Here is a 21078-nt window from a genome sequence, read left to right as displayed (position 1 = left end):
TCACACTGCTCCACTGGTCGTATTGCGCACGGGCTGCGGCCGCAGGACGGGGTCGATCCGCCGCAGGCCTTCGGTGATGACGTGGGGATCCCGCGCGAAGCACAGGCGGAATCCGTCGGGGCCACCGAGCGTCTCGCCCGGCATGAGCATGACTCCGGTCTCCAGCACCCGGCGGCAAAGGTCCAGGGGCGCCTCACCGGTGGTCAGCCGGAACCAGGCGAACGGGGTGCCCTGCGGTTCGGTGAGCTGCACCGCGTCGGTGTTGCGCGCGGCCCAGTCCCGGACCACGGCGAGCCCCTCGCCGGTGAGCCTGCGGTACCGGTCGGTGTAGTGGCCCCGGCGCTCCAGCACGTCGCACGCCAGCGTTTCGCACAGCACGGAGTTGCCTATGTTGGACAGGAACTTGCGCTCGGTGCAGGCCGCCACGAGCTCGGGCGGGCCGTACAGCCAGCCGACCCGTAGGCCGGGGTAGCCGTAGACCTTGGACAGGCTCGACACGGAGAGGGTCCGCTCGAAGCGGGTGGCCGCGGAGTCCTTCAGGTCCAGCGCGTAGTCCTCGTCCAGCAGGATGTACGCACCGGTGCGCGCGGCCAGGTCCTGCAGTGCCTGCAGGTCCGCATCGGAGATCTGCTGCCCGGTGGGGTTGCACGGGGTGTTGACGACGATCAGCTTCAGGTCCGGGCCGGCGACGGCGGCCGCGGCCGCCACGTCGACGGTCAGGTCCGGACGGTGGTCCAGCACCTCGACCCGGCAGCCCAGCGCGGTCGGCATGTCCCAGGACTGCTGCCAGCCCGGCGACCAGGTGATCACCTGGTCGCCGGGGCGCAGCAGCGCGTTGTAGACCAGGTAGAGGGCCTGCTGGGCGCCGTGCGTGATCAGGACGCGGTCGTCGGTGCAGCCGTAGAGGTCGGCGACCAGGGCACGCAGCCGGGGGATTCCTCGGTTGTGGCCGTAGTCGAGCTCCAGGTCCCCGAGAGGACTCAGCTCGTCGAGGGTGCCGCACGGCAGATTGCTGTCGCCGAGGTCGATGTCGAAGCGCCCGGCGGCATCCTCGAACACCCAGCGGCGCATGGGATAGGTGGAGACGGCATGGGTCATCGGGCCGCCACCAGCCTGTCCCGGAAGGCGGGCGAGAAGGTGCCGTTGGTGATCCGCTCGGCGGTGCCGGACATGGTGACGGCTCCGTCGGCGTCGATCACCACGTCGAGTCGGCCACCGGGCATCCGTACCTCGACGTCCCCGTCGATCAGACCGAGGGCGTGCGCGGCCGACGCGGCGGCGCAGGCGCTGCTGCCGGAGGCCAGGGTGTAGCCCGCGCCGCGTTCGTAGACCTCGATGGCGAGGGTCCGGCGGTCGATCACCTGCATGAACTGCACGTTCGTGCGGTTCGGGAAACGGGGGTGCCCCGCGATCAGGGGTCCCAGCTCGCGGGCGAGGTCCGCGGAGACCTCCTCCAGCGGGACGACGGCGTGCGGGTTCCCGTTGTTCAGCGTGGTCACCGCCAGGCGGCGACCGCCCGCGTCGAGGGTCTCGCCGAGCTCACCGAGCTCGGGCCGCCCCATGCCGACGCGGACGAGCCCCGCGGCGAGGTCCAGAATGCGCACCGGTACGTCACCGGCCGCGGTGCGGAGCAGGAACTCCCCGTTCGCGCTCCATGGTTCGGCGTACGCCTCGGCCAGGTAGAGCGCGAACATCCGCAGCCCGTTGCCGCTCTTTTCGCATTCGGTGCCGTCAGAGTTGAACATCCTCAGGTCCACCGGCTCACCTCCGACCGGAGGTTGGAGCGGCCCGAAGAGGACCCCGTCCGCTCCCACCCCGAAGTGGCGGTCGCAGAGCAGCCGCACGGCCTCGGGGCCGGGCGTGAAGTCGCTGTCGCGCGGGTCGATGACCACGTAGTCGTTGCCGAGCGCGTGGTACGTGGAGAACACCGAGTGCGCCGAGAAGTCGTTCATGCCCTGTCCTGTTCCTGTCCCTCTGCCCCGGGGCTCCCCGTCAGCTAGCCGAGTCGGCGCTGAGCGCCGCCTGGTCGTGGTCCTCGCCGTACCACTTCTCGGCCCAGCGGGAGAACGCGATGATCACGATGTCGCGGTTGGCGGGGCCGCCGTCGGCCGACTGCACGTCGGTCACGTCGTGGGCCAGCCCGCGGTCGTCGAGGAGGACCGCCTGGGCGGGCTCGAGCGTCCCGGACCAGAACGGAGCGTCGGCGCCCGGCTCCCAGAGGCGGGTCTCCGCGCCCGCGACATTGTGCTTGGCCAGGACGGCGATCATGACGAACTCGTGTCCGTCGTGGTGTACGCCCTCCGGCGTCAGCGGGCCCGCGTAGTCGCCGTCGGCGCGGGTGCGGTTCTGGTGGACGTTGATCTGCCAGTCCTCGGAGCGGTCGAGGCCCAGCTCCTTGATCCCGTAGGAGATCAGTGGGGTGAAGTCCGCCTTGATCGGCTGGTAGACGCGGCGGATGCCGCCGCCCACCTTGTTGAACTTGGTGAAGGTGGTGTAGTCGCGGTGCTCCAGCAGCTCGAAGGTCCAGTCCGCGGTGCCCTCGGGGCGCAGCCGGTACTGGGAGAACCGCTTGAAGCGGGTGCCGTTGCCCATGTACTCGTCGACCGGCAGGTCCTCGTAGCTGTCGAGGAGGGCCTGCGAGACCTCGGGCAGCGCGAGCACGGCGAATTTCTGCTCATTGAGCGGCATGGCTGACTCCTTGTGGATCGGTCGCGAATCAGACGGCGAGAGCGGGCATGCGCTCGTCCAGGTAGCGGGCGGAGGAGTTGAGCCGCCACAGGGTGCCGCGGGCTATGGCGCGGCGCATGTGCTCGGACTCGGCCGCGGGGATGACCACGTTGTGGAACCAGCCGGCGGCGTGCTGCGAGTCCACCGTGATGTGCAGACGGTGGTAGACGATGCCGACGTCCGCCAGACCCAGCCGCTCCCAGGCGTGCACGACCTGCACGAAGCGGTCGGGGACCAGCCACTCGGTCATGCCGAGGAAGCCGACGGCCTCCGGGTAGAACTGCCGGTAGCGGCAGAGCAGCACGGCCAGGTTGCCGGAGAGCAGCGCGTTGGCGGTCAGCGAGCGCTCCAGCTCGTCGGCCGGGATGTCGAAGACCTCGAAGATCTTGTTGAACAGGTGCGTGTGCACGTGCTCGGGCTTGCCGTTGCCCATCTCGTCCCAGAAGTTCTGGGCGATCTCCATCTTCGCGGCGCCGCTGGTGCCGACCTGCATCATCGCGAGGAGGTCGTCGAACCGGCCGTCGACGACCGACTCCTGCATCACGTAGGTGCGCAGGTCGTCCGCGGTCGCGTGGTCGCGGATGAACTCCCCGTAGTACGGGTGCTTGAAGACGCGGTGCTGACGGGCCAGCTTCTTCAGCCACGACAGGTAGGCGGCCGGCTCGGTCGGCGCCTGGTCGATCAGGCCCGGCTCGATGTAGCCGTCCTCGACCTCGATGGTGGCCTCTTCCAGCAGCCGGGTGATCGTGTGCAGCAGCACCGAGCCCTCGGCGGACGGGCCTTCGGGGATCAGGGTGTGAACCCCGTAGATGCGGGCGAGCAGACGCTGCTGCGCGTAGAAGGCCTCGGAGTCGCCGAGGCGCGCGGACTCGTTGAGGGCGCGAACGGCGCCGAGGATCCGCTCACGCTGCTCGCCCGTGACAGCGGCGTCGAGTTCGACAGGCTCCCTGGGCAGCCAGGAGGAGACCTCGTCAACGATTTCGGCAAATGTCATTTTCTGGCCCTGTCCTGGGGTGGAGGCACTGAGAGTCGGCATGGGGTGTCTCCTTCTGAAACCGCGCATAGCGGTGGTGGAAGCGACCGAAGCTGATCTACCGTGTACCTGAACTGCACGTATCGATACCGAACGGGGGCACGGTGAATCAGTCGGTACCAAAAGTGGATTCATCGATGCCCGCGTGACAGAGCACCGGACCTGACCGAAAAAAAAGGGGGGCTGGGCCACACCCTGCGAGCCGGAGCACTTGACCAGTGCATCCGCTCAATACCCGCGTTCGAGGACGCTCCAGGAGCAGGTCGTGGCCCGCATGACATGCGAGATTTCCAGACACATACCCCGCTTGGCCGAAAATCGGCGGCTGTCCTACGGCTTCAGAGGCTGCGCACCCCACGCGAAGTCCGCCAGGACGTACGTGGTGGAGCTCGCTCCGTCAGTGCCGTAACAGGACCCCAGCGAAATGGCGACCAGGGCCGCGGCGGCCGCAGCCGTGACCAGTACACGCAGAGACCGTACATCGATCTTGCTGAACACGGTTTTCCCTCCCCGAAAACGGCAAGGGATCTTCCCGCCGTTCATGAAGATCGTGCCTTGCCCGCCCCTGGGTACGGAACAGAGTCGGTGCGGCACGAAATCGCAGTGCAGGAACTCGCAGGGCTCAAAAGATGACTAACCCGAGCGCACTCAGACACTCCGGACTTCCCGAAATCAACGCCGCCGACCTGTCCGAATACCAGAAGGCACTCGAAGAGGGACGACGCCCCCGGGGCGAGGCCTCGGACGCACTGATCAGCCTCCGCCTGCTGCACCCCGTGTCCGAGGGGTCGGACGTGTACGTGCCGGTGTCCCCGAGCTCCGCCGCCGAGGCGCTCGTCGCGCCGTTAGAGCAGGAGCAGCTCAAGCTCCGCTCGATGATCAACGGCATCCGGTCGACGCTGGCGGCCTTCGAGGCCGTGCACTCCGAGGTCCGCAGCAAGGAGGCGGTTCCGCTCACGCTACTGACCGGCGGACCGGTCATCAGCACGTCCGTGGCGAGTTCCGTACGCAACAGCACGCGGGAAATCCTCACCGTCCAGCCCGGCGGCAGCCGCCCGCCCGAGCTGGTCGCCGAAACGATCGAACTCAACCTGGCCCTGCTGGCCAAGGGCATCCGACAGCGCACCCTGTACCAGCACTCGATCCGGAAACACCCGGTCACGATGGCCTACTGCCGCCAGGTGATCGAGGCCGGCGCCGAAGTCAGGACCGTGACCGAGATCTTCGAGCGGCTCATCATCTGCGACGACACGGTCGCCTACATCCCCACCAGCGACCTCCGGGCCAACGAGGCCCTGGAGATCAGGCACCCCGCACTGATCCGTTTCATGCGGGCCGGATTCGAGCGTTCCTGGGAGGGTGCGAGCCCCATTCCCGCGAACGACCCGCGGCTCACCCGGAAGGAAAACGACGACGCCGTGCTGCTGCGGATCGCCGAACTGCTCGTCGAAGGGCACACCGACGAATCCATCAGCCAGCGGCTCGGCATGGGTGGCCGCACGGTGGCCAAGCGGATCAGCGCCCTCTCGCTCCGGCTCGGCAGTCGCAGCAGAGGCCAGCTCGGCTACCTGATCGCCCGGTCCGGAATGCTCGACGAGACCGGCCCCGATCCGTCGCCCTGAGTCGGCCCGGCTTCACCAAAGACCCGCCGGTACGCGCCGGGCGAGGTGCCGAACGCAGCCCGGAAGCGGCGCCTCAGGTTGACGGCGGAGGCCAGCCCGACCCGGGGGGCAATGGCCTCGACCGGCAGGTCGGTCTGCTCCAGCAGAACCCGGGCCGCGTAGAGGCGCTGGCTGAGCAGCCACTGACCGGGGCTGGTGCCGAGCTGGTCGGCGAACCTGCGCGCCAGGGTCCGGCTCGACAGCTGGGCGCGCTCGGCGAGCCGGTCGAGGGTCAGCTGGTCGTCGAGCCGCGAGGTGGCCCACTCCAGCAGCGGCGCCAGCGATTCGTCCGCCCGCGCGGGGGCGGGCCGCTCTGCGTACTGGAGCTGGCTGCCCTCGCGGTGCGGGGGCAGCACCATGCTCCGGGCCACCTGGGCGGCGTACGCCGCGCCGTGGTCGGAGCGTACGAGGTGCAGGCACAGGTCGATGCCGGCGCCGATGCCGGCGCTGGTCGCCACGTCCCCGTGGTCCACGTACAGCACGTCCGCCTCCACCCGCACCTCCGGAAAGGCCTCCGCCAGTTGCCCGGTGCGGCGCCAGTGGGTGGTGGCGCCGCGGCCGTCGAGCAGCCCGGCCTGAGCGAGTACGAACGCGCCCGTGCATATGGCGACGATTCTGGCCCCGCGCCGGTGCGCGCCCCGCAGCGCCGTCACGACGGCAGCCGACGCGGGCGTACCGGGCGACTGCCAGCCGGGCACGACCACGGTGTCCGCCTCCTCCAGCGCGTCCAGCCCGCGCTCGACGAGCATCTCGTAACCGATGGCGGTCGGCAGCGGCCCCGAACGCTCGGCGCACACCCGGAAGTCGTAGCGCGCAGGCACCTCCGGGTGGGTGGTGCCGAAGACCTCGGCGGCGCAGGCGAGCTCGAAGAGCGACTGGGGCGGATGCAGGAGGGCCACCACTCGATGGAGGTTCATGGCAGGAAAATACCCGCCCGTGTCTTTCTTGACACTTGGCCGGCGGGTCGGCCCGCACCAGACTGGCTCCATGAGCAACACAACTGCCATCGACAAGACGGTCGTCCAGGTCAGCGAGGTGCCCACGGAGGAAGTCGTCCCCGGGATCGTGCGCCGCCTGCTGCCGGAGACCGAGCACGCCCGCAGCTGGCTGATCGACTTCGCCCCCGGCACCGAATGGCCGGAGGTGGACGTCCACGCCTCCGAGGAGCGGTACTACGTGCTGAGCGGCGAAATCATCGAGGGCCAAGAGCGCCACGGCGCCGGCAGCTACGTAGTCTTCGCCCCCGGCAGCCGGCACCGCCCGCGCACCGAATCCGGCGCCCGGCTGCTCGGTTTCACCGTCCTCCCCCGCTGATTCGGGGAGCCGCAAGCGGATGAACACAATGTCCCGGGCGCATGACGTGTTGATGAATTCGCGATCGGCGGGCATGTGATCGGGAGCAGCGCTCCGTGAAGGGCCCGAAAGAGCGCCCCTCGAACGGGGGCGCATCGCGGCCGGCCGCTCGGCGTATCGGGCCTTGCCACCCGCCCGTTCGGCGAAGGAGCGCCCACCGCCTGGGTAATTGCCGCTCATCGCCCGCAGACCGGTCGCCGTCACGGCGGGCGGTCTCCTCGGATATCTGGACAGCCGTCAGGAAACCCCGGAAAGGCTGTCCCTCCACTGGCGTCGGCGACGCGATTTCCCCCTCCGAGCCGATGGGCGCGGGCGAAATCAGCGGGCGAAATCAGCGGGAGTCCCGGAAGCCGGACATTCAACGCGCCGTCGGCCTGGTCCTTTGCGGCCCCGCCGACGAGCTGATCGCCAGCGGCGAGACCACCTTCGAACCTGAGGTTCTCCCGGAATGCGGTGCGTGGTGACAGCGGGTCAGACGGTTCTCATGAGAGGAACTCTGGCTATGGCCGTACCGAGGAAGTACCCGCAGGAGTCGCGTGATCGCGCGGTACGGATGTATCGGACCGCTGATCCGAAGCCACAGGTCAAGCGGCTGGCCACCGAATACCCGGACCGTGCTCCACGCGTACAGCACCGACGTCCAGCCCATCGGAGCCTTCGGAGACGGCGAGGACCTCACGGAACAGGCCGTCGCCTCCTACGTCGCCAAGTGCGCCACCAAAGCCGCCGAGACGACCGGCACCGTCGACCACCTGATGTTCGCTCTGCGGGCCCGCCGCGCCGGTGTGCGCGTGATCCCGCTTCGGAACACCCGGCACACGTGCAGCTCGCTCCTGGTCGCGCTCAAGGTCCACCCGAAGGTGGCACAGCGGATCCTGCGGCACTCGCAGATCGCGATGACGATGGAGGTGTACGCCGAGGCGAGCGAGGACCAGGTGCGCGCCGCGATCGGCAAGCTGTCCGACGCCATGGGTGGTGACGGCTGACGCGGTTGCCGTACTTCGCTGCTGTACGGACCTCACGCAAGAGGCCCCGGACTCTCGTCCGGGGCCTCTCACCTATGTGCACTCGGCAGGATTCGAACCTGCAACCTTCTGATCCGTAGTCAGATGCTCTATCCGTTAAGCTACGAGTGCTTGTTCTATTTTCTTGTCTTCGCTCCCCGGTCTTTCGACCCGCTCGCGGCGACAGGAAGAACATTACATGACTGCCGCCGCCATGTGAAATCCATTCACCCCACCCCTTGTGACCTGCGAAAACGCCCCGCAAGGGGCGGACGGGGAGTCGGCGGACGGATGGTCGCCGAGGGGGTCCCGGTGGCGAAAACGCGCGGAAAGAGACCGGGGTCACACCCTCTGGGGTGAGGGGTGCGCGGGGAGGTCCCGGGCGGGCTCGGCGGGGTCGGCGGGGTCGGCGGGGTCCGGGAACGAGCGAAGCCCCGGCCTTGTGGGCCGGGGCTTCGGTGGCGGAGGCGGAGGGATTTGAACCCTCGATGGGCTTTAAAACCCAAACCGCATTAGCAGTGCGGCGCCATAGACCGGACTAGGCGACGCCTCCATGCACCCCGCGCATACGCGAGTGGTGCGTGCAGATGATGACACAGGCGAACCGGGTGTCACCAATCGATTCTCACCGTACTAGGCCTCAGGGGTCCAGGGCAAAGCCCGGCGGACCCGGCCGCGCCGTCCCCGGACCACGCAGACCCCGGCCGCGCCCGCCTCGCCCGCCTCGCCCGTCGGACCCGGCGGACCCGTCGTGCCGCCCACCCGGCGCACCCCGCTTGCGCAACGCCCTGCCGCCCGGAGCGTTAGAGAGGGCGGGACACACCGTGCATCGCCCCGCACCCGTGCCCCGCCGTCCTTCCCCCGTTCCTGGAGATCCCCATGCTGCGCCGACTCGTCCTCGCGACCCTCGCCACCACCGCCGCCGGGGCCACCGGGCTCGGCCCCCTGCCGCCACTGCCCCTGCTCTCCCCGCCCGACACGCTGACCGTGACGATCGCCGAGAGCGGCGTTCCGGCCGCCGACGGGACCTACGAGCTGACCTGCGACGACCAGGCCGGCGGGACGCACCCGGCCGCCGACGACGCCTGCGAGCGGCTTGAGCAGCTCGCGAAGGCGGGCACGAACCCGTTCAAGGCCGTCCCCGGGGACGCGTTCTGCACCCAGGTGTACGGCGGACCCGCCGTCGCCCACATCACCGGCACCTGGCAGGGCCGCGAGATCGACGCGCGCTTCTCCCGCGTCAACGGCTGCGAGATCGACCGCTGGACGAACCTTCAGCCGGTCCTCCCCATGCTCGGACGGTGAACCCCGCGACCGGCGGAGAGGGTGACCGCAGGAACGACGGGCGGCGCCTCCCTTAGACTCCCTCAGTGACAGGCTGCGGCCCGAGGGGCAAGATGGGGCCCGCCTGCCGACAGGCAAGCACGTGCAGTGGGTCAGGGAGGAACCGTCGTCGTGAGCAGCAGGCCATCCCGGGGCGCTGCTCGCCTCGCAGCCATACTCGACGCCCTCCCCGACGGCCTCGTGCTCGTCAACTGCAACGGCACGGTCGTCAACGCCAACACGATCGCCCTCGGCATGTTCGAGACCCCCGGCACCGCACTGGTCGGCCGCGGCCTCCTCGACCTGCTCCCCGGCTTCGACTCGCGCCTCATCCCCGGCTCCATGCGCCGCCCCGAGGGCACCGACGAGCGCGGCCGCACCAAGCCGACCCGGATGGTCGCCCGCCGCACGGACGGCGGCGAGTTCCCCGTCGAGGTGACCAGCGCCAGCCTGGAGGACGGCCGCGAGGCGTACGACTCGTACAGCGGCTACACCGGTGACGAGCTGCTCATGCTCGTCGTCCGGGACCTCACCGGCACCCTCGACACCGAGGCAGAACTCGCCCGCTCGCAGCGCCAGACCGAGATGATCCTGCGCGCCGCGGCCGAGGGCGTCGTCGGCACGGACACCGACGGCCGGGTCGTCCTGGTGAACCCCGCCGCCGCGCAGATCCTCGGCTACCGTGCCGGCGAGCTCGGCGGCCAGGAACTGCACCCGCTGATCCTCGCCACCCGCGCGGACGGCGAGCCCTTCCCGTACGAGGAGTCGCCGCTCGCCGACACCCTCAAGTCCGGGCGCAAGCACCGGGTCCGCGGACAGGTGCTGTGGGCGAAGAAGGGCAACCGTGTACCGGTCGACCTGACGACCGCCCCGGTGCGGGACGGGGACCAGCTCGTCGGCGCGGTGATGACCTTCACCGACCGCAGGCCGTACGAGCAGCTCGCCGAGGAGCACGCCGCCGAGCTCGCCGACCGCGCCGAACGGCACGCGGCCGAGCGGGAGGCACAGCAGGAGCGGTACGCCTCGCTGGCCGCCCGGCACGAGCAGCTGACCGCCGTCCTCGCCGAGTCGCTGCGCGGGCCCCTGGAGGAACTGCGCGGCCGGTTGGGCGCGCTCGCCGCCGACGACGCAGGGCAGCTGTGGCCCGAGGCCAACCAGGTGCTGCACCACCTGACCGCCGGGTACGCCCGGATGACGGCGCTCGTGGACAACGTCCTGGGCTACCAGCGGCTGGACGCCGGCACGGAGGAGCTCGACCGCAGGGTCGCGCTGCTCGACGGCGTCGTGACGGCCGGCATCGACGGGGCCGTCGAGCTCATCGGGCCCGGCCGCGCGCAGTTCGCCGTGCACGCGCCGCCGATCGAGGCCGAGGTGGACCCGGACCGGCTCGCGACCGCGCTCGCGCACCTCGTCGCGGACGTCGCCGGCGTCGACGCGACCGGCCGGAACAGGGCCGCCGCCCCGGGCGCGGGGCCGGCCGACTCCACGATCGTCGTCGCGGCCGCACAGCGCGGTGACGTCGTACGCATCGAGGTCCGCGGCCCGTACGCGGGCGGCGACCCGGTCCACGGGCCGGTCGTGCGCGGGATCGTGGCGGCGCACGGCGGTGTCGTGCAGACCCACGAGGTGCCGGGGACGAGCGGTGGCGCGTACGTCCTCGAAGTCCCGCTCGGAGCGGGCAGGGGTACGGTCCCCGCGTCCGAGCCGAAGCCGCAGGACGCCGCTGTGCGGGACATGCCCGCGCTGCCCGCGCAGGCGACAGGCACGGACGGGGACACCTCGGGCGGCGGGCGCCGCCGGGCCCGGCGTGCTTCCACGGACGCGTTCCTGGAGAGCCCGGTCGCCCCGGAGGGCACCGAGGCCGGTGGGCGTCGCCGTGCCCGTACGGGAGAGGCGTCCGGCCCCGCCGAGCTGATCCCCGCCCAGCAGAACGCCGCCTCGGGTGAGGCGGCGGCCGTGGCCGCGCTTCCGCCCGCGCAGGTGTCCGCGTCTGTGTCGGCGCCGCTGTCGGCGCCACTGTCCGCGCCTGTGTCGGCTTCCGTGGCCGGCTCCGTGCCCGGTTCCCTTCCCGGGGGCGGGCCGGTCGTCGAGCCCACCGGGCGTCGTCGGGGCCGTCCCGCCGAGGGCTCCGTGGTGACCGCCGCCGAGGGCGCGCAGGGGCGGGCCGCGCTGGGGGCCGCCGTGCCTCCGCAGGGTGTCGCCGCCGAGCACCTGAGCGCGCCCGCCGCGCACGTGTCCGGTCCCGCCCTGGCCCTGCCCGCCGTCGCCTCCGGTGGTGACGTGCCCGCAGCCCAGCCGAGCGGGCGCCGCCGTCGGGCGCTGGCCGCCGCGCAGGAGCGGGCCGCCGCGGCCGAGGCCGGGCCGCGGACGCCGTTCGCGCTCCCGCCCGCCGAAGCCGACCGCCCCGAGCCCGAACCGGCCGACGTGCCTGTTCCGGCGTCTGCCGCGCTCCCCGTGGCTCCCTCCGCCTCTGTCGCCGCCTCTGCCTCTGTCGCCGCCTTCGCCTCCGGCGAGGGGCAGCACGAGGCCGTACGGAGCGTCCCTGGCTCTGATCACACGCCTCCGCAGCCCCACCCGCACCTCGCGCCGCAGCCGCTGCCCCTGCCGCAGCCCGAGCCGAGCGGCCGCCGCCGTGCCATGGCGCCGCCGGCCCCGATGCCGCTGCCGGCTCAGGCTCAGGCTCAGGCTCCGGCTCCGGCTCCGGCCCAGGCCCAGGCCCCGGTGTCGGTACCGGTATCGAATCCGGCTGCTCCGGCTCCGCTTCCCGCGCCCGCGCCGCAGAGCGGTACCGGTTCCGGGACGGGCACCGGGTCCGTACCGCTGCCGCCCGAGCTGCCCATGCCGAAGGACTCCACCCAGGGGCGGGCGTTCAGCGTCCGCACCCTCGGGCAGGGCGTTCCCTTCGTCCCCCCGGCAACGCCCATGACCTCTGTGGCGCCTGCCGCCCCCGCTGTCCCTGCGGCCCCCGCGGCCCCCGTCGCCCCCGCGCCCTCCAACGGCTCCGGGCGGCGGCGCAAGCTCGCCACCCCGCCGGAGGTCGACCCGCCGGTCCCCGCGGCGATCCCCGTACCGGCCGCGGCCGAGAACGACGCCAAGCCGCACCCGCAGTCCTCGCCCGAGGCCGCGCTGGGGCTCTCCCCCGCCGCCCCCGAGGGCCGCGCGTATGCCATAGGGGCGCCCGCCGAGGGCTCCGCCGAGGGCCCCGAGCCGCTCGACGGCCCCGGTGGCGCGGTCGAGGTCGCCAACCGCCCCGCGCCCCGGCCCGTCGACGACGAACTGCCGCCGGAACCGCTCGACAACCCGCGCCGGCTGCTCGTCTGGCCCGCGCCCGACGTCTCCACCCAGCAGGCGCTGAGCGACCGCGGCTACCGCCCGGTGATCGTGCACTCCCGCGAGGAGGTCGACGCCCAGATCGCCGCCTTCCCCGCGGCGCTCTTCGTCGACCCGCTGACCGGCCCCATCACCCGTACCGCGCTCCAGTCACTGCGTCAGGCCGCCGTCGCCGCCGAGGTGCCGGTGCTGCTCGCGGCCGGGCTCGGGCAGGCGACCCGGGAGGCCGCGTACGGTGCCGACCCCGCCGTACTCCTCAAGGCGCTCGCGCCGCGCGACAGCGAGCAGCACCCGTCCCGGGTCCTGCTGATCGAGGAGCACGACGACATCGCGGAGGCGCTCGCGGCCACCCTGGAGCGGCGCGGGATGCAGGTCTCACGCGCGGCGACGGACACGGAGGCGGTGGCACTGGCCACGGAGACCCGGCCGAACCTCGTGGTGATGGACCTGATGCAGGTGCGCCGCCGGCGAGCCGGGATCATCGACTGGCTGCGTGCGAACGGCCAGTTGAACCGCACCCCGCTCGTCGTCTACACCTCGGCCGACCTGGACGAGGACGAGCTCCCGAAGCTGTCCTCCGGCGAGACGGTCCTCTTCCTCGCCGAGCGCTCGAACAGCACCGAGGTGCAGGCCCGGATCGTCGACCTGCTCGCGAAGATCGGCACCAACTAGGGGGTGTCTTGCCGATCCGGCCGGATCGGCAAGACACCCCGTAGGTACTGCACGCGAAGGGGGAGGGCCGAAGCCCTCCCCCTCGCTCGTCCGGCGCCGTGACTACAGCTCGGTCACGTCCAGCTCGCCCTCCGCGTACTGCTTGCGGATGACCTTCTTGTCGAACTTGCCGACGCTCGTCTTCGGCACCGCCGGCACGATCGCCCAGCGCTCCGGCAGCTGCCACTTGGCGATGCCGCCCTCGCCGCCGAGGAAGGACCTCAGCGTCTCGTAGTCCGCCGTGGCGCCCTCCTTGAGGACGACCGTCGCGAGCGGGCGCTCGCCCCACTTGTCGTCCGGCACGGCGACGACGGCGGCCTCGGCGACATCCGGGTGCGCCATGAGGGCGTTCTCCAGCTCGACGCTCGAAATCCACTCGCCGCCGGACTTGATGACGTCCTTCGCACGGTCGGTGAGGGTGAGGAAGCCGTCGGGGCTGATCACGCCGACGTCACCCGTCTTGAGCCAGCCGTCCTCGCTGAACTTGTCGGCCGGCCGGATCTCCTCGCCGTCGACGCCGCCGAAGTACGAGCCCGCGATCCAGGCGCCGCGCACCTCCAGCTCGCCCGCCGACTCGCCGTCCCAGGGCAGGTGGTCGCCGTCGGGACCGACGAGCCGCGCCTCGACACCCGCGGGGAAACGTCCCTGCGTGACCCGGTACGGCCACTCCTCCTCGGCGCTCAGACCGGCCGGCGGGTGGGCCATCGTGCCCAGCGGGGAGGTCTCGGTCATGCCCCAGGCGTGGCAGAGACGGACACCGAGCCGGTCGTACGCCTCCATGAGGGAGGGCGGACAGGCCGCGCCGCCGATGGTGACCTGGGCCATCGAGGAGAGGTCGCGGGGGTTCGCGGTGACCTCGGCGAGCAGGCCCTGCCAGATGGTGGGGACGGCGGCCGCGTGGGTCGGCCGCTCGCGCTCGATCATGTCGGCGAGCGGGGCCGGCTGGAGGAAACGGTCCGGCATGAGCATGTTGATGCCGGTCATGAAGGTGGCGTGCGGGAGGCCCCAGGCGTTGACGTGGAACTGGGGCACGACGACCAGGGTCGTGTCCCTGTCGGTCAGGGCCATCGACTCGGCCATGTTCACCTGCATCGAGTGCAGGTAGATCGAACGGTGGGAGTAGACGACGCCCTTGGGGTCGCCGGTCGTGCCGGAGGTGTAGCACATGGCGGCGGCGGAGCGCTCGTCCAGATCGGGCCAGTCGTAGGTGGTCGGACGACCGGCTATCAGCTCCTCGTAGTCGTGCACGCGCGGCGCGATGCCGTCGAGGACGGAACGGTCGCCGGGGCCCGCGACGACGACGTGCTCGATCGTCGGAAGGTGCGGGAGCAGCGGGGCGAGGAGGGGCAGCAGGGAGCCGTTGACGAGCACGACCCGGTCGGCGGCGTGGTTGACGATCCACACCAACTGCTCGGGAGGAAGACGCAGGTTGAGGGTGTGGAGGACCGCACCCATGGAGGGAATCGCGAAGTACGCCTCGACGTGCTCCCCGTTGTTCCACATGAGGGTCGCCACCCGCTGGTCGCCGGTGACCCCGAGTTCGTCGCGCAGGGCGTTGGCCAGCTGGTGTGCGCGCGCTCCGGCCTCCGCGAAGGTGCGGCGCTGCGGCTCGGGCTCGCCCGTCCAGGTGGTGATGGTCGACTTCCCGTGGATCGTCATCCCGTGCTTGAGGATGCGGCTCACGGTCAGTTGTACGTCCTGCATGGTGCTGTACACGGGGCGTCCTCCCGGTGGGCGCTACGTGGCAGAAAAGGGTGTGGCGATTCTGCGCACGTACCGCGCGGTATGTCACTACCCGGGAGTACGTAAATTGCCAGTGATCACTGGCGGAAGCCGCTCTTCCCCCTCTCGACCGCCTCGTTCACAGCGGGTTTCCACCGGTTTTCACCGTACGGGAGTCAGCTCCGGGTCCTCGCGGAGCTTGCCGAGCGCCCGGGACACCGCGCTCTTGACCGTGCCGACCGACACCCCGAGCACCTCGGCGGTCTGGGCCTCGCTGAGGTCCTCGTAGTACCGGAGGACCACCATCTGGCGCTGGCGCTCCGGCAGCTTCATCACCGCGCGCCACATCGCGTCGTGCAGCACCTGGCGGTCGGCCGGGTCGGGCTCCGGGAGGCCGACGGGCTCCGGCAGTTCCTCGCAGGCGAACTCGTCGACCCTGCGCTTGCGCCACTGCGACGTACGGGTGTTCAGGAGCGCGCGGCGGACGTAGCCGTCCAGGGCGCGGTGGTCCTCGATGCGCTCCCAGGCGACGAAGGTCTTGGCGAGCGCGGTCTGGAGGAGGTCCTCGGCGTCGGACGGGTTGGCCGTCAGGGAACGCGCGGTGCGCAGCAGCACGGGGCCGCGCGCCCGTACGTACGAGGAGAACGACGGGTACGGCGCGTGGCCGAGGGCGACCGTGGAGGCGCCGGCGCAGACGGGGCCAGAGGGTGGCGGAGTCATGACTCCACGCTAGGAGCGCGCCGCGCCCTGCGGATCGGCCCCAGGTCCCGAACCGGGGTCCGCCTCAGGTCGGAGGAACGGCGGCGGTCACACCTCCTCTGGGTGGAGTCGCCCGCCGTCGGCGTCAGGGTCGGGGTGGAGGGGCGGGCGGAGGGGAGTGGGGGTTCGGGGGCTTCTCCGTCGTCAGGTTCCGGCGCCCGTGACCCGGGCCACGGGCGCGTCCACCGCGCTGCGGTCGATCGGCATCCGGCGCCCTCCGTACGACTCGGTGACGTTGCCCGTGTGCTGGTGGATCCGGGCGTGCGGCACCCAGGCCTGCGGGTGCAGCACGGCCTCCGTGTACAGCGCGGGCCGGCCCCGCCGGCGCGCGAACCACAGCACCGACGGCAGATCCTGCGTGCCCGCCTTCCGCTCCCCCTCGATGTGCCGGATCCCGGTCTCGGCGCTGCTGTAGTAGCCGGGCAGGTAGCCGAGGCGCCGCACCTCCCGGTTCCAGGCGCGGACGAAGGAGAGGGTGACGGTGACAGTGACGGCGAAGGTGGTACGTGGGTGCTCATGGCGCGAGTGAAGAGCCGCCCGGCCACCGCTGGGGCCGTCGTGTCAGCCGTCCGCGCCCAGGATCAACCCGGACGTGGGAACCCCCGTCCCCGCCGTGACCAGGGTCCGGGCCGCGCCGGGTATCTGGTTCACCGAGGTGCCGCGCAGTTGCCGCACCGCCTCCGCGATCCCGTTCATGCCGTGCAGGTAGGCCTCGCCGAGCTGACCGCCGTGGGTGTTGATCGGCAGGGCGTCGGCCGCGACGAACTCCGCCGCCTCCCCCGGCTTGCAGAAGCCGAACTCCTCCAACTGCATCAGCACGAACGGGGTGAAGTGGTCGTAGAGGATGCCCACGTCGATGTCGGCCGGCGCGAGCCCCGAGGTCCGCCAGAGCTGTCGGGCGACCACGCTCATCTCGGGGAGCCCGGCCAACTCGTCCCGGTAGAAGCTGGTCATGGCCTCCTGCTTCCGTCCGGCGCCCTGCGCCGCCGCCAGGATCACGGCGGGCGGCCGGGGCAGGTCGCGGGCGCGCTCGACGGAGGTGACGACGATCGCCTGGCCGCCGTCGGTCTCCTGGCAGCAGTCGAGGAGCCGGAGCGGCTCGACGATCCAGCGCGAGGCCGCGTGGTCCGCGAGGGTGATCGGCTTCCCGTGGAAGTACGCGGCGGGGTTGTTCGCCGCGTACCGCCGGTCGGTGACGGCGACATGGCCGAAGGCGTCCGGGGTCAGCCCGTAGGTGTGGAGGTAGCGCTGGGCGGCCATGGCGACCCAGGAGGCCGGGGTGAGCAGCCCGAAGGGAAGCTGCCAGCCGAGCGCGGTGCCCTCGGCGGAGGGTTCGCGCTGCTGGACGCCGGAGCCGAAGCGGCGCCCCGAGCGCTCGTTGAACGCCCGGTAGCAGACGACGACTTCGGCGACGCCACTGGCGACGGCGAGCGCGGCCTGCTGGACGGTGGCGCAGGCGGCTCCGCCGCCGTAGTGCACGCGGGAGAAGAAGGACAGCTCACCGATGCCGGACGCCTGGGCGACGGTGATCTCGGGGTTGGTGTCCATCGTGAAGGTGACCAGGCCGTCGACGTCGCCGGGGGTGAGTCCGGCGTCGTCGAGGGCTGCCCGGACCGCCTCGACGGCGAGGGAGAGTTCGCTGCGGCCCGAGTCCTTGGAGAACTCCGTCGCCCCGATGCCGACGACGGCCGCCCGCCCGCCGAGGCTGTCCCGGGTACGGACGCTCATGGCGCCACCTCCACGGTGACCGTCCCGGTGACGTGGTGTCCCAGGCCGTTGGCCCCGACGACCCGGACCGTGGCCGTGTCCCCGGCCACCCCGGTGACCGTCCCGGTCAGCGTCATCGTGTCCCCGGGGTAGTTGGGGGCGCCGAGCCGGATGGCGACTCTGCGCAGCACCGACCGGGGCCCGAAGTGGTCGGTGATGTACCGGCCGACGAGTCCGTTGGTCGTGAGGATGTTCATGAAGATGTCCGGGGAGCCCTTCTCCCGGGCGAGTTCGGCGTCGTGGTGCACGTCCTGGTAGTCACGGGAGGCCACGGCCCCGGCGACGATCAGGGTGCGGGTGACGGGGATCCGCAGCGGCGGCAGCTCGTCCCCGGGCCGCACACCGGGGCCGGTGGCAGGGCTCATGACAGGTCTCCGTTCGCGAGCAGGTCGCCGAGTTCGGCGAGGAGTTCGGTGCCGCAGCCCAGATAGGCGTCGAGCTGCCGGCCCCACAGGAAGTGCCGGTGGACGGGGTGGTCGAGGTCGGCGCCCATGCCGCCGTGGAGGTGCTGCCCGGTGTGCACGACCCGCTTGCCCGCCTCGGAGGCCCACCAGGCGGCGGTCAGCGCGGCCCCGCCGGCGTCCAGCCCCTCGTCGTACCGCCAGGCCGCCTCGTAGGTCGTGACCCGGATCGCCTCGGTGTCCATGTGGGCGTCGGCTGCCCGCAGCTGCACCGCCTGGTGCGTGGAGAGCGGGCGCCCGAACTGCTCCCGCACCGACGTGTACGCCACGGCCCTGGCCAGCGAACCGGCACAGACCCCGGCCTGCAGCCCGGCGAAGGCGGTACGGGCGGCGGCGAGCACCTCCTCGTAGGGCCCGGGATCGTCCGGTCGTCCGATCCGCTCGGCGGGTGTCCCGTCGAGCACGAGCCGCCCGGCGGACCAGGGTGCGGTGAGCTCGACGGTCTCGACCCGGGCCGCGTCCTCGGTGCGGACCAGCCACAGTCCGCGCTCCGCGTCCGGTACGAGGACGTGGGTGGCGTCCCTGAGCCACGGCACCCAGTCGACGGTCCCGCCGAGCCGCCCCTCGTCCGCCACGACCCCGCCGGTCGCGGGAAGGGCGCCCGTCACCACCGTCGTACCGTCGCGGAGGCCCGGCAGGAGCCGGGCGCACTGCTCCTCGGTGCCGTGCCGGGCGACGGCGAGGATCCCGTACACCCCGCTCGCGGCGAGTGGCACCTGCGCCGTCGTACGCCCCTGCTCCTCCAGGAGGAGGACGAGGCCGAGCATGCCGATCTCCTCGACGGCGCCGGGGAGCCCGGCCGCGCAGAGGGCCTTCCACAACTCGGCGTCACTGCCGGTGCCGGCCGCCGCGAGCCGCTCGTGGGTGGCGAGGTCGCCGAAGATCCGCGCGGCCAGGTCCCGGGCGGCCTCCTGCTCCTCGGTGGGGGTGAAGTCCATCTCAGCCCTCCCCTTCCGCTTCCGGTCCTGCTTCCGCTTCCGCTTCCGTACGTGCTTCCGTGTCGGCGCGGAAGACGGGGAGCTCCAACTCGTCGTCGACCCGCAGGAACTCCAGCCGCACCGGCATCCCGATCCGGACCTTGTCGTACGGCACGCCCACCACGTTGCTGACCATCCGCACGCCCTCGGCCAGTTCGATCAGCCCGACCGTGTACGGCGGGTCGAAGGCCGGGAAGGGCGGGTGGTGCATCACCACGTACGAGTAGACGGTCCCGGCGCCGCTCGCCTCGACCGTGTCCCACTCCCGCGAGCCGCAGTCGGCGCATCCCGGCAGCCAGGGGAAGCGCAGGGTCGCGCAGTCGCCGCAGCGCTGGACGAGCAGCCGGTGCGCGGCCACGCCCTCCCAGAATCCGGCGTTGTCCCGGTTGATCACCGGACGGGGCCGCCGGGGTGTCACGACGGCGGGCTCCGGGGCCCGCACGGCGGACTCCGGCGGATGGGCGGCGGACTCCAGGGGATGCGCGGCGGGCTCCGGGGGGTTCACGCCCGGCTTCGCTGGGCGGGCGGCGGGCGCGTACTTGAGGATCCGGAAGCGGTGGGTGCCCGCGAGCTCGCCGTCCGCCAGGACGTCCATCCGGGTCGTGACGAAGTGCCCGGTCCCGAGCTTGGTGGTCTTGCGCGGGGACACGGACTCGATGACGGCGTCGAAGGTGATCGCGTCCCCCGGCCGCAGCGGTCGCAGGTACTCCTGCTCGCAGTCGGTCGCGACCACCGAGGTGTACCCGGCGCCGTCGAGGAGCGCGGACAGCTCGTCGTACGCGCCGGAGCGGTCGGTGTGCCCGGAGAGACCGCCCATCGTCCAGGCCTGGAGCATCGTCGGGGGCGCGACCGCCCCCGGCCCCTCGTACGCCGGGTGGGCGTCCCCCATGGCCTCGCACCAGTGCCGGATCATGGGCAGGTTGACCGCGTCCTTGCCGATGCCGGCGGTGGCTGCCGGCCGCCCCTCGTAGGCGGCGAGCCGCTCGTACAACTCGTCCGGTGCCGTCTCCTTACCGCTCATCGCCGCCCCCTCCCCTTCATGCCGAGCCGCATCCTCGCGACGATCTCGCGCTGCACCTCGCTCACCCCTCCCCCGAAGGTGTTGATCTGCGCGGCCCGGTTCATGCGCTCCAGCTCGCCGCCGTCGAACTCACCCGGCGAACCCGCCCGCACCGTCCCCGCCCCGCCCGCGATCTCCTGACATATTCGATACACCTCGACCGCCGATTCGGTTCCCGCGAACTTCACCCCGCTCGCGTCCCCGGGTGCCAGCCGGCCGGCCCCCACGTCCCCCACCAAACGCCAGTTGAGCAGGCGCGTTGCCGCGAGTCGGGCATGCGCTTCGGCGGCTCGGATCCGGATCCACGGCTCGTCAATGCGGCGCCGCCCCGTCACCGGATCGGGGGTACGCGCCCGGTCGAGGGCGGCCGCGAAGAAGTCCTCGGCCTGCATACCGATCGCCGCGAGCGCGACCCGCTCGTGGTTGAGCTGCTCGGTGATGAGACCCCAGCCACCGTGCTCGGGACCGACGAGGTTTCCGGCCTGGACCCGGATCCCGTCGTAGTAGGTGGCGGTCGTCGTCAGCCCGCCGACGGTCGCGATCGGGGTCCAGGAGAAGCCGGGCGCGTCGGTGGGCACGAGGACGATGGAGATGCCCCGGTGCGGCGGCGCGTCGGGGTCGGTGCGGCAGGCGAGCCAGATCCAGTCGGCGTTCTGGGCGTTGGAGGTGAAGATCTTCTGCCCGTCGATCAGCCAGTCCGCTCCCTCTCCCGCTCCGTCCCGTACCGCTCGGGTCCGCAGGGAGGCGAGGTCCGTGCCGGCCTCGGGCTCGCTGTAGCCGATGGCGAAGACCGTCTCGCCGCGCAGGATGCGGGGCAGGAAGTAGGCCTTCTGCTCGTCGCTCCCGTACCTCATCAGGGTGGGTCCGACGGTGTTGAGGGTGACCATGGAGACGGGGGCGCCAGCCCGGTAGGCCTCGTCGAAGAAGACGAACTGCTCGTCGGGGCCGCGCCCCTGCCCGCCGTACTCCTCGGGCCAGCCGAGGCCGAGCAGCCCGTCCGCACCGATCCGGCGGAGCAGGAGGCGCTGGGCCGCGGTGTCCTCGGAAGGAGGCGGGCCGTCGGGCATCACCTCGCGGAAGTACGCGCGGAGTTCGGCGCGCAGCCGTAGCTGCCGCTCGGTCGGGGCGAGGTGCACGGCGACGGCCTCCCGTGGGACGACTGAGGTTTCTGACTGTCCGTCAGATTCAGG

General features: G+C 71.7%; 16 protein-coding genes, 2 tRNA genes and 2 pseudogenes. 5 read left to right on the top strand and 15 right to left on the bottom strand.

Annotated elements, in window-relative coordinates; genetic code table 11:
- From OG580_RS18500 to OG580_RS18485, 4 genes are read right to left on the bottom strand one after another with little or no spacing between them, the layout of a single operon-like run.
- Positions 1-1098, bottom strand: a complete 1098-nt coding sequence (locus OG580_RS18500; RefSeq protein ID WP_267044783.1) for a pyridoxal phosphate-dependent aminotransferase — start codon at positions 1096-1098, stop codon at positions 1-3.
- Positions 1095-1952, bottom strand: coding sequence for a diaminopimelate epimerase (gene dapF, locus OG580_RS18495; RefSeq protein WP_267044782.1), 858 nt, complete (start codon positions 1950-1952; stop codon positions 1095-1097). The genes OG580_RS18500 and dapF overlap by 4 nt, the downstream gene beginning before the upstream one ends.
- 40 nt (positions 1953-1992) lie before the next feature.
- Complete coding sequence (locus OG580_RS18490; RefSeq protein WP_267044781.1) at positions 1993-2688, bottom strand: 2OG-Fe dioxygenase family protein; 696 nt, start codon at positions 2686-2688, stop codon at positions 1993-1995.
- A 28-nt stretch (positions 2689-2716) separates the two neighbouring features.
- Complete coding sequence (locus OG580_RS18485) at positions 2717-3721, bottom strand: iron-containing redox enzyme family protein (RefSeq protein WP_267044780.1); 1005 nt, start codon at positions 3719-3721, stop codon at positions 2717-2719.
- Positions 3722-4389: 668 nt separating this feature from the next.
- On the opposite strand from OG580_RS18485, the gene OG580_RS18480 reads away from it, so the two are divergent.
- Positions 4390-5382, top strand: coding sequence for a LuxR family transcriptional regulator (locus OG580_RS18480; RefSeq protein ID WP_267044779.1), 993 nt, complete (start codon positions 4390-4392; stop codon positions 5380-5382).
- Here OG580_RS18480 and OG580_RS18475 read toward each other — a convergent pair.
- Complete coding sequence (locus OG580_RS18475; protein WP_267044778.1) at positions 5325-6338, bottom strand: helix-turn-helix domain-containing protein; 1014 nt, start codon at positions 6336-6338, stop codon at positions 5325-5327. The two genes, OG580_RS18480 and OG580_RS18475, sit on opposite strands and share 58 nt — an antisense overlap.
- A gap of 70 nt (positions 6339-6408) precedes the next feature.
- Here OG580_RS18475 and OG580_RS18470 point away from each other — a divergent pair, with 70 nt between their 5' ends.
- A complete protein-coding gene (locus OG580_RS18470; RefSeq protein WP_267044777.1) occupies positions 6409-6735 on the top strand; it encodes a cupin domain-containing protein in 327 nt (108 codons plus the stop codon).
- 794 nt (positions 6736-7529) lie between these two features.
- Positions 7530-7760 (top strand): annotated as a pseudogene (locus OG580_RS18465) (site-specific integrase); the annotation flags it as partial.
- Between the two features lie 77 nt (positions 7761-7837).
- Here the strand turns inward: OG580_RS18465 and OG580_RS18460 are convergent.
- Both OG580_RS18460 and OG580_RS18455 read right to left on the bottom strand, forming a co-directional pair.
- Positions 7838-7910: transfer RNA gene (locus tag OG580_RS18460), tRNA-Arg, on the bottom strand.
- Between the two features lie 327 nt (positions 7911-8237).
- A tRNA-Ser gene (locus OG580_RS18455) sits at positions 8238-8331 on the bottom strand.
- Positions 8332-8657: 326 nt separating this feature from the next.
- On the opposite strand from OG580_RS18455, the gene OG580_RS18450 reads away from it, so the two are divergent.
- A complete protein-coding gene (locus OG580_RS18450; protein ID WP_267044776.1) occupies positions 8658-9083 on the top strand; it encodes an SSI family serine proteinase inhibitor in 426 nt (141 codons plus the stop codon).
- A 150-nt stretch (positions 9084-9233) separates the two neighbouring features.
- Positions 9234-13103, top strand: a complete 3870-nt coding sequence (locus OG580_RS18445) for a PAS domain-containing protein (protein WP_267044775.1) — start codon at positions 9234-9236, stop codon at positions 13101-13103.
- A gap of 102 nt (positions 13104-13205) precedes the next feature.
- Here the strand turns inward: OG580_RS18445 and OG580_RS18440 are convergent, their stop codons facing one another.
- From OG580_RS18440 to OG580_RS18405, 8 genes and pseudogenes are all read right to left on the bottom strand, one after another.
- Positions 13206-14858, bottom strand: coding sequence for a long-chain fatty acid--CoA ligase (locus OG580_RS18440; RefSeq protein WP_267044774.1), 1653 nt, complete (start codon positions 14856-14858; stop codon positions 13206-13208).
- A 168-nt stretch (positions 14859-15026) separates the two neighbouring features.
- Positions 15027-15584 carry a SigE family RNA polymerase sigma factor gene (locus tag OG580_RS18435; protein WP_267044773.1) on the bottom strand — a complete coding sequence of 186 codons (558 nt, stop codon included), beginning with the start codon at positions 15582-15584 and terminating at the stop codon, positions 15027-15029.
- Between the two features lie 183 nt (positions 15585-15767).
- Positions 15768-16100 (bottom strand): annotated as a pseudogene (locus tag OG580_RS18430) (glycoside hydrolase domain-containing protein); the annotation flags it as partial.
- Positions 16101-16184: 84 nt separating this feature from the next.
- Entirely contained in the window at positions 16185-17351 is a 1167-nt protein-coding gene (locus OG580_RS18425) for a lipid-transfer protein (protein WP_267044772.1), read from the bottom strand.
- Complete coding sequence (locus OG580_RS18420) at positions 17348-17731, bottom strand: MaoC family dehydratase (protein ID WP_323182685.1); 384 nt, start codon at positions 17729-17731, stop codon at positions 17348-17350. Before OG580_RS18420 ends, OG580_RS18425 begins: the two co-directional genes overlap by 4 nt.
- Before the next feature lie 20 nt (positions 17732-17751).
- On the bottom strand, positions 17752-18789 hold the full coding sequence (locus tag OG580_RS18415) for an acyl-CoA dehydrogenase family protein (RefSeq protein WP_267044770.1): 1038 nt from the start codon (positions 18787-18789) through the stop codon (positions 17752-17754).
- A 1-nt stretch (position 18790) separates the two neighbouring features.
- On the bottom strand, positions 18791-19849 hold the full coding sequence (locus OG580_RS18410) for a bifunctional MaoC family dehydratase N-terminal/OB-fold nucleic acid binding domain-containing protein (RefSeq protein ID WP_267044769.1): 1059 nt from the start codon (positions 19847-19849) through the stop codon (positions 18791-18793).
- Positions 19846-21024 carry an acyl-CoA dehydrogenase family protein gene (locus OG580_RS18405; RefSeq protein ID WP_267044768.1) on the bottom strand — a complete coding sequence of 393 codons (1179 nt, stop codon included), beginning with the start codon at positions 21022-21024 and terminating at the stop codon, positions 19846-19848. Before OG580_RS18405 ends, OG580_RS18410 begins: the two co-directional genes overlap by 4 nt.
- Between the last annotated feature and the right edge of the window lie 54 nt (positions 21025-21078).

The sequence above is a fragment of the Streptomyces sp. NBC_00094 genome (genome assembly GCF_026343125.1).
GTDB lineage: Bacteria > Actinomycetota > Actinomycetes > Streptomycetales > Streptomycetaceae > Streptomyces.
The sequence above is the reverse complement of the archived record's forward strand: the minus strand, read 5'-3'. Positions and strand labels throughout refer to the sequence as shown.